This is a genomic window from Dialister sp. (genome assembly GCF_036343215.1).
Classification (GTDB): domain Bacteria; phylum Bacillota; class Negativicutes; order Veillonellales; family Dialisteraceae; genus Dialister.
Genome location: NZ_JAZASU010000069.1, coordinates 1 through 8,976 on the forward strand (window position 1 = coordinate 1; position 8,976 = coordinate 8,976).

General features: G+C 48.8%; 5 protein-coding genes. 1 reads left to right on the forward strand and 4 read right to left on the reverse strand.

What is annotated here, in order from left to right:
* Positions 1–567: 567 nt before the first annotated feature.
* From VZT47_RS08010 to VZT47_RS08020, 3 genes are all read right to left on the reverse strand, one after another.
* On the reverse strand, positions 568–981 hold the full coding sequence (locus VZT47_RS08010; protein ID WP_330224451.1) for a MerR family transcriptional regulator: 414 nt from the start codon (positions 979–981) through the stop codon (positions 568–570).
* Between the two features lie 331 nt (positions 982–1,312).
* Complete coding sequence (locus tag VZT47_RS08015) at positions 1,313–2,254, reverse strand: asparaginase (RefSeq protein WP_330224452.1); 942 nt, start codon at positions 2,252–2,254, stop codon at positions 1,313–1,315.
* Between the two features lie 407 nt (positions 2,255–2,661).
* Positions 2,662–5,463, reverse strand: a complete 2,802-nt coding sequence (locus VZT47_RS08020) for a heavy metal translocating P-type ATPase (RefSeq protein WP_330224453.1) — start codon at positions 5,461–5,463, stop codon at positions 2,662–2,664.
* 221 nt (positions 5,464–5,684) lie between these two features.
* On the opposite strand from VZT47_RS08020, the gene VZT47_RS08025 reads away from it, so the two are divergent.
* Positions 5,685–6,431, forward strand: coding sequence for a DUF6125 family protein (locus VZT47_RS08025; protein ID WP_330224454.1), 747 nt, complete (start codon positions 5,685–5,687; stop codon positions 6,429–6,431).
* An 835-nt stretch (positions 6,432–7,266) separates the two neighbouring features.
* Here the strand turns inward: VZT47_RS08025 and VZT47_RS08030 are convergent.
* Complete coding sequence (locus VZT47_RS08030; RefSeq protein WP_330224455.1) at positions 7,267–8,418, reverse strand: ABC transporter substrate-binding protein; 1,152 nt, start codon at positions 8,416–8,418, stop codon at positions 7,267–7,269.
* Positions 8,419–8,976: the final 558 nt, after the last annotated feature.

An 8,976-nucleotide genomic window follows, 5' to 3' on the forward strand; every position in this document is an offset into this window, starting at 1 on the left:
ATTTAAAATTAATAAATTAAAAAGCGTATCCTGCTGGATACGCTAAAATGGGGTTATGTAATTGTCTGTTTTTAGGAGTAAATCCTTAAGTGTGTGCCATTACCGGGTTTTGGGAGGGTGACCGGGCGAAGCGAGGTCGGGTGGGTTCATCTATCGTACAAGGCACATATGAGGCAAACCAGCGAAACCTGCTCGGGACAAATGAGGAAATAGGAAAGCGTGCAGGCTTCCCCTGGGGAATTCTGCTTTCCACCCGGCTCACTTCCGGCATATACGATAGTACGCCCCCCGCCCGCTTCGCTCGGCTGGATATGTACAAAAACAGACACACTTTTTAAAAAACATTCCGAAATATAGTTATCCATTCGCAGTTCTGGTGACCGCCTTTACACAGGAGAGGCAGCCTTGTTATATAAAAATTTAATTATTTTCAATGAGAATTGTGTAGAAAAATGACACACCCTCCCATTTGATGCGGGTTTCCTCTGTTAACCGGGAACTGAGAACTGATAACTTTATAAATTCCGGTAATTCAATAGATTGTGCAATTATTGTACAGTCCCTTCCCTATTTCCTGTACCTTGCCACCAGATTGCTCTGATACTCGATCTTTCCGTCCAGCACGGACTGGTAGAAATCCTGTTTCCTGTCGATATAGGCAAGGCTGTCCCGGATGGCTTCCTCCTCTTTGAGGAGGGCTTTTTTCTTTTCCGAAAGCATTTCCTTCCTTTTCGGTATGGTGGAAGGCCCTTCGAGGCAGAGGGCGAGGTATGCTTTCATTTCCCTGATAGAAAGGCCGCACTTTTTGAGGCAGGTCAGGTCTTTGATCCATTGGATGTGATATTCGTCAAAAACCCGCCGGTTCGCGCCGTCCCTTCCCACTTCCGGCACGAGGCCTTCGTTGCAGTAATATTTCAGCGCTTCATAGGTCATACCGGTTTCCCGGCAGGCCTGCAGCATGGTGTATCGTTTGTCAGCCATAGCTATCACTCCTTCTTTATGAAACTTCCCTGTAATCATGATAGCATACGGTTGTAAGAACCGGTCAAGAGTGGGTAGTTGTTAGCCGTTAGCCGTTAGTTTTTAGCAAAACTATTCATCCCTGTTCCCGCCGGATTCAGTCCGAAGACTCAATAAAAAAGGCGCTGCCTTTTACTGTTGCAGCGCCACCGCCCCTAATCCCTAATTCCTAATTCCTTTCAACCTTGGTTACTTTCCTATATAAAAATGGCCCGCTTCCAATTTTGATGCGGGCCGCCTTCACTTACCACTTATCACTTTTACTAACTGCTAACGGCTAACTGCTAACGGCTCATTTCTCCCCCAGTTCAATCATCACTTTTGCCAGCAGCGCTTCGGTAGTCAGCTTTCCGCCGGATTCGACGCCCAGGCGGAGGGCCCGGACTCCCATTTCGTAATGATCCATATATACACCCCCGTAGGTGCACTGGGTGGTACAGATGAGACGGCAGCCATGATTTTTCGCATAGATGAAAAGGGGTAGGAAATTATTTTCCGATTCCTGATCCGGAATGCCTCCTGTACCATAGCCTTCGATGATGACCGCTTTATATCCGTCATCCACGAAATGTTTCAGCATCGACGGGGAAAGGCCGGGCACGATTTTGAGGACTCCCACCCGGGTGTCCAACTTGTCATGAAGCTGGAAGGGTCCCTTCGGCAGAGGATTTTCCTCCTGCCAGAGAAGATGTCCACCGGCAAAGCTTCCCGCCAGAGGACGGTTGATATTTCCAAAAGCAGCCATGTCCTGACTGGAGAGTTTCCTGGCATCGTTGCCATAGATGATTTGATTTCCAAAAGCAATGTAGACTCCCGGATGGCCCGAAAGAGCCGCCTGAAAAGCAAGGCGAAGATGATCCTCCGCATCCGACCCGGTTTCCCCGGCAGGCACCATGGAACCGGTCAGAATGACCGGTTTATCCATATTTTCCAGCATATAGTAAAGGGCCGCTGCGCTGTAAGCCATGGTGTCCGTTCCGTGAGTAATGACAAATCCGTCGTATATCTCCCGGTTTTCCGCCACCGCCTCCGCCATCAGAATCCAGTGGCGCGGGGAAAGATTGGTGGAATCCAGCTGAAGAAGCTCCCGGCATTCTACATCACAGACTTCTTTGAGCTCCGGAAGCAGAGCAAGTAAATCTTCTCCCGAGAGGGCCGGCATGAGCCCGTCCGGCGTAGGCCGGGAAGCAATGGTCCCTCCCGTGGCGATGACGAGAATTTTTTTCTTTTCCATGATTCCTCCTGCCAATTTTCCCCGAATGGAAAATATATAAAAAACAGAAAACTGTTTACCTCTATGCTGATAGTTATCAGTTCTTAGTGACTGAGCCACAATTGCAGAAAATCAGAAATCAATTCCAGCCTTTTGTAATGATTCTATCATATCGAAAAAAGAGACAAAAGGACCTGGCAGTCAGCCATTAGCTGTCAGCCGTCAGTTTTTAGTACCCGTCCATTTCTGTTTCCGCCGCTGCGAGCCGAAGGCAGTTTCAAAAAGGCGGCTTCTATTATTTTCAGACGCCACCGCCTCTAGTCCCCAACCCTCAATTCCTAATCCCTGATTCCTCCTCTCATTTTTCCCACACAAAAAGCCTGCCTCACGATGGAGGCAGGCTTTTCATTAACAACTGACAGTGCTCATCAGATTTTTACTTTCAGCAGTCTGATGGAGTAGAGGATACAGAGAAGGGTGACGCCGGTATCTGCAAAAACAGCGACCCACATATTGGCAAATCCTGCCAGGCCCATGACCATGACCGCAATTTTGACGAAAAGGGCAAATCCCACATTTTCCCAGGCTGTACGGATGACTTTACGGGAAAGGCGGATGGCTTTCGGAATGGCCTGTACGTCGGAATTGAGGAATACGATATCTGCTGCTTCAATGGCTGCATCTGCACCGCTTCCCATAGCTGCTCCGGCATCTGCTCCGGCCAAAACAGGAGCATCATTGATGCCATCACCTACGAAAAGGACGGCTCCTTTCGATTCGCGGATTTCTTTCATAATGGATAATTTATCCTGCGGCAGAAGCTGGGCATAGACATCTTTGATGCCTGCTTTTTCTGCAATGGCTTCGGCATTGGTTTTATTATCCCCGGTCAGCATGACAGGAGTGACGCCGATTCCCTTCAATTCGCGGATGGAATTGATGGCATCGGATTTCAGGGCGTCCGCAATGACGATGCAGCCCAGGAATTCCTGATTTCTGGCCACATAGACAAGGGTGCCTGTCCCCTGGCTCTGTGGCAGTTTGTCTTCGGAAATACCGGCTTTCTTCATGAGGCGGTCATTGCCCGCATAAATGGTATTTCCTTCCAGTTTTCCGATGACTCCGTGTCCCGCTTCTTCGTGAAGATCTTCAAGGGTGGGGATGGTGAGATTTCTTTCTCCTGCTTCTTCCACAATGGATTTCGCGATGGGATGGGTAGAGTAAATTTCTGCGCCGGCGGCCAGACCAATCAGTTCTTCTTCCTTCACGCCGGAAGAAGGAAGGACTTCGCGGACTTTGAATTTCCCTTCTGTAATGGTTCCTGTCTTATCCATGACAGCAGCTTTGATTTTGGAAAGGGTTTCGATAATGGTGCCGCCCTTGAAAAGGATGCCTTCTTTGGAGGCCGTACCGATTCCGGCAAAGAATGCCAGCGGTACGGAAATGACGAGGGCGCAGGGGCAGGAAATAACGAGGAAAGTGAGGGCTGTATAAATGGATTTTTCCCAGTCGCCGCCAAAAAGGAGGGGCGGGACGAAGGCTACAATCAAGGCAACTAAAACGACTAAAGGCGTATAAATGCGGGAGAAACGGGTGATGAACCGGTCAATTTTCGGCTTGCTGGCTACCGCATTTTCTACGGAATCCAGGATTCGGGTAACCATGGATTCTGCCAGGATTTTAGTTACCTGCATTTTAATGGTGCCTGTCATATTGACACATCCGGAATCAATGGCAGAACCTGTTTCAGCAGAAACCGGTTTCGGTTCGCCGGTGAGGGCAGATGTATCAATCTGGGTGGTGCCTTCGGTAATGATGCCATCCAGCGGAATCCGGTCGCCCGGGCGGAGCAGGAGGATATCTCCCACTCTGGCTTCTTCTGCCGGAATGGTTTCCGTTTCATTTCCATTGACCCTGAGGACCACTTCCGGACGGAGATCCACAGCATCCATGATCTGTTTTCTGCTTCTGCCGGCAGCCAGATCCTGGAAATATTCGCCAATGCGATAGAAGAACATGACGCCCACCGCTTCCGGATATTCCTGAATGCCGAAAGCGCCCAGGGTGGCGATGGTCATGAGGAAAGTTTCATCAAAGAATTCGCCATGGGTGATATTTTTGAGTGCTGCCCAGACAATGGGGCCGCCCAGGATGAGGTAGGAAATAAAGAAGAAAATATTTCCTGCCATTTCTCCCAGATTAAACATATCTCCCGGGTTATAATGGAGAATCATGCCGATGACAAAGAGAATACCGCCGATAATGAGCTGTCCCTTTTCGTCTTTCAGCTTATCAAAGAAGGATTCCTTCTTCTCCGGTGCAGCTGCTTTCCGCTTCGGGGGACGGACTTTTTTATGGATTTCCGTGGGCGATTCCACTTCATTGCACTTTTCCGTCAGCATGGGAATGAGGCTGTCCGGATCTTTGGCAGTGAGGCGCATCGTCTTCGTAGCATAGGAAATAGAAGCGGAGAGGACTCCCGGCTGGTGATTGATCAGTTTTTCCAGCTTCAGGGCGCAGGCTGCGCAGTCCAGGGTGGGAATTTCATAATTTTCCGTCTTATAATCGGATTTGTCAGCAGGAGGAATGATGCCGGCCGATTCATCCACGCTGCGGCAGACGGGAAGGATTTCATGCAGGAGCGTTTCCGGATCTTCTTTGGAAATCACATACAATTCTTTCGTGGTGAAAGAAAGAGCTGCGAAAAATACGGAAGGCATTTCCCGGATTTTCCCTTCCATCTTGGCTGCGCATTCCATGCAGTCCACATTTTCCAGATGGAAAACCGTTTCCTTATAGGTATTTCCCAAAAAGTCGCAATGGCAGCTATTCAGCGGTTTCCCGCAAAGGTCACAGTCTTCTTCGGCACTTCCTTCAGAATTGTGGAAATGACCAAAAGCCCGCCGTTCATCAGCAAGGATCTGCTCCCGGTTCTCCATGATATCCACTTCATTGGCCCGATACTTTTCCATTTCCGGATCATTGGAGTGATCATGAGGTTTTATTTCCTCTTCTTCCTCATCATGGTCATGATGGTGATGTTCATGTCCATGTTCATGGTGATGTTCGTGTTCATGTTCATGATTGTGTTCATGTTCATGTTCATGTTCATGTTCATGTTCGTGTTCATGTTCATGTTCGTGTTCATGTTCATGTTCATGTTCATGTCCGCAATGGCAGTGTCCGCATGCGCAGTGATCATCGTGATGGGCATTTTTAATTTCAGCCATATTTCATTCTCCTTTACAGAAAATTTTAATAGTTCTTATATTCGAATTTTAGCATCCTTAAGGACCGGGGTAAATGATTTTGAGAAACACTTTAATTTTTCAAGTAAAGGGGAAATGCCGGTTTCCGTTAGACAATAAGGGGCATGAATTCTCTTTCCCCTGAAAGTGGTAAAATGGTAATAGATTTGTAATGCGGATTCGTAAAGGAGGATAAAAGGAGAATGGATCAGAAAATGGATAAAATAAAGAATTGCCCGGAAGAAATGGACAGCACAGAGCTCAATGAATTCATCAGAAACATGATTCACCGGATCATTGTCCATCATGTCCTGTGGTTTCGGGAAATCCAGCACCAGCGGGGATTTGACCAGGCCATGGAAATCATGGACAAAGCCTGGGACAAGACCTGGGACATATCGCTCCGCCGGTTCGCCTCCATGGGACTTCCTGTCTCCCATCATATGCCGAAAATCATTGATGACCTGCCAAATGAAAAGAAACTGGCCATCATCGACGGACTTGCCAAAAACTGGCTCGCCCAGGACGGGGTATTCTTCCAGGAAGTGGAAAAATTATACGGAATGAACGATGCCAAGCGGTGCAACGATTCCACCTGGAACTATTTCTCCCTCGTGGAAGCGCTGGAAATCAGGAAACTTCTGGGCCTTCCGGAGCACCCGGGCCTCGAAGGTCTCGAAAAAGCGCTGAACTTCCGTCTTTACGGACGACTGAACGTCCAGTCCTGCCGGTGGGAGGATGGAGCCCTCATTTTTGAAATGAACCGCTGCCGGGTCCAGCATGCGAGAAAGGCAAAAGGACTTCCCGACTATCCCTGCAAGAGTGCAGGCCTCGTAGAATACAGCCGATTCGCAGAAGGCATCGATGACCGGATCAAGACCACCTGCATCGCCTGCCCGCCGGATCAGCACCCCGAGGAATGGAGCTGCGCGTGGAAGTTTACTATCTGAGACTTTTGTCAGATACATTGGTCTGAGTCTCTAACGGTATTCGTGGATTAGCAAACCGCGGCGAGCCCCGGATTAGCCATTTCCGAGATTTCGTGATTCGTGGTCCGTGATTCGGGAAGGTGTGCCCCTGATGGGGCACATTTTTTATGGGAATTTTGCACAGACGATTTTATTGGAGTCTTCTGTCAGATACTATGGATTGAGTCAACTACGATATTCGTGAGTCAGCCTCACCGCGGCGAGCCCCGGATTATACATTTCCGAGATTTCGTGATTCGTGGTCCGTGATTCGGGAAGGTGTGCCCCTGATGGGGCACATTTTTTATGGGAATTTTGCACAGGCGGGGTTGAAAAACTCGTTCTTCTGATTAAATAGTGTCAATGTCAATGCTGGCAGAGTAAGAACGTACAAGCCGATATGGACACAAATGGTTCCATGCGTCCCTCCCGCGTCCGGGAGGGTGCCCGAAGGGCAGGAGGGGCGTACGATCTTACAAGTCGGAAATGAAGAAAATTTTCATGCGTAACGTAATGATTTTTGAGTCTTTTGTCAGATAAGACAACCTGTGTCAGTTACGGTTTTCGGGTCTTAGCTCCATTCCGACATGCCGCTTCCGTGTCTATTTCCGAAATTTCGGGATGCGGGGTATCGGGTTAATCGGCAGCCGCGATTCAAAAGTCACCGAAGAAGAAATTCTATATAAAAAATGGGCGCCTGTATCATTTCAAAGCGCCCACCTTCACGAATTACGGATCACGGACCACGGACCACGAATCACGGACCACGGATCACGGACCACGAATCAGACAATGTGACTCAAACCAATACACTCACTCATTTCGCCAACGTAAATTTCCCATCTTTCACTTCCAGAAGGACGAGGTCCACTTTCGGGGTCCCTCTATTTTCAAAGCTCATGGGACCTGCCACAGTTTCCATATTTTTGATGGTCGCCATGGCTTCGCGGATTTTCTTCGTATCCGTGGTAGTTCCTGCTTTTTCCATGGCATCGGCTACATATTTTACGGCAAGGTACCCGCAGGCTGCGAACTGGTCAGGATCTTTGTTATATCTCTTTTTGAATGCTGCCACGAAATCCTCAGTGAGTTTACTCTTTCTGTCCGGTGCCCACATGGAAGAAACGTAGGTATTGTTGGAAGCATTTCCTGCCAGTTTCATCAGTTCCGGGGAAGCAAAGCCGTTATCGCCAAGGACCGGCTGATTCATACCGAGGGTTCTCATTTTCTTCAGGATCAGCGCCCCTTCCTGATAGTAGGCGGCAAGGATCACCACATCGGGATTCAAAGGCTGGATTTTCGTCAGCTGTGCGGAGAAATCGGTGTCTTTATCAGCAAAGGTCTCGGTAGCGATAATTTCCACCCCTTCTGCTTCGAGGGAACGCTTGAAGACTTTGTAGGCCGAAACCTGGTGCTCGTTATTGGAGGAGTACAGGATGGCCGCCGTCTTGTAGCCCAGTTTCTGATGGGTCTTCTTCACGGTATTCGGGATATTTTCCGATTCCGGCACACAGACCCGGAAAAGGTAGTCATACCCGTCAGTGACTCCTTCTGCCGTTACGGCGACTCCGATGGTTGGAATTTTTGCCTGTTCCACCAGGTTCCCGATAGCCTTATATTCCGAGGAAAGCACAGGTCCCACGATGACTGCTTCCTTTTGGGAAATCATTTTCCGGATGACATTGACCGCCTGGCTCACCTGGCCTTTTGTGTCCATTTCATTGACTTCGAAATGGATTTTTCCGCCTTTATTGATTTCTTCGACGGCCATGTCAAAACCTTCTTTTTCACCAAGTCCATAAGCGGCTACCGGTCCGGTAGAAGCCGTAGCGAAGCCGATTTTTGCGACTTTTGCGCCTTCCATCGGTTTGGAAGAAGCTTTCTCTCCTCCGCATCCGGAGACGGCAAAGACTGCCCCGGCCACCATCAATGCCAATGCTGCTTTTTTCATCCATTTACCCATGCTCATAAGTTTTACCTCTCTTTCCTGACCATTCATTCCATCAAAAAGCCCCTGCCGAAAAAATCGGCAGGGGCGCCTGGCGCGGTACCACCCTGGTTTGTCGCTCTGCTTTCAGGGGCGTGAAAAGGATGGAAATAAAAAAGGCGCCTGCCCGCCAATGCGGACAAGGGCGACCTGCGCGTTACCACCTTGTTTTATACTCCGGCTGAAAGCCTTCTCCGTAACGGGGATGTCCGCCCGGAATTACTCGCTTACGCTTTCCACCGGGACACTCTCGAGTGACTTGTAAAGATTCCACCGCTGACTTTCACCATACGTCAGCTCTCTGCAGATTTCCTCTAAACTGGGCTCGTTCCTTGTGCTTGGAATGTTGAAATTAGAATACAGGATAAACTTACCTATGTCAAGGAAATAATTCTTTAGCTTGGTAAAAAACAAGCGCTATTCACACAAAATTTGGATGGCGGGGGGCTGTACAATAATTACACAATATGTGGAAATACCGGAAGTGATAAAGTTATCAGTTATCAGTTCATAGTAATCAGTGCAGGAGGCCCGCATCAA

Coding starts and splice junctions, on each gene's coding strand:
- VZT47_RS08025 (WP_330224454.1), top strand. CDS start 5,685: ATGGATCAGAAAATGGATAAAATAAAGAATTGCCCGGAAGAAATGGAC.
- VZT47_RS08015 (WP_330224452.1), bottom strand. CDS start 2,254: ATGGAAAAGAAAAAAATTCTCGTCATCGCCACGGGAGGGACCATTGCT.
- VZT47_RS08010 (WP_330224451.1), bottom strand. CDS start 981: ATGGCTGACAAACGATACACCATGCTGCAGGCCTGCCGGGAAACCGGT.
- VZT47_RS08030 (WP_330224455.1), bottom strand. CDS start 8,418: ATGAGCATGGGTAAATGGATGAAAAAAGCAGCATTGGCATTGATGGTG.
- VZT47_RS08020 (WP_330224453.1), bottom strand. CDS start 5,463: ATGGCTGAAATTAAAAATGCCCATCACGATGATCACTGCGCATGCGGA.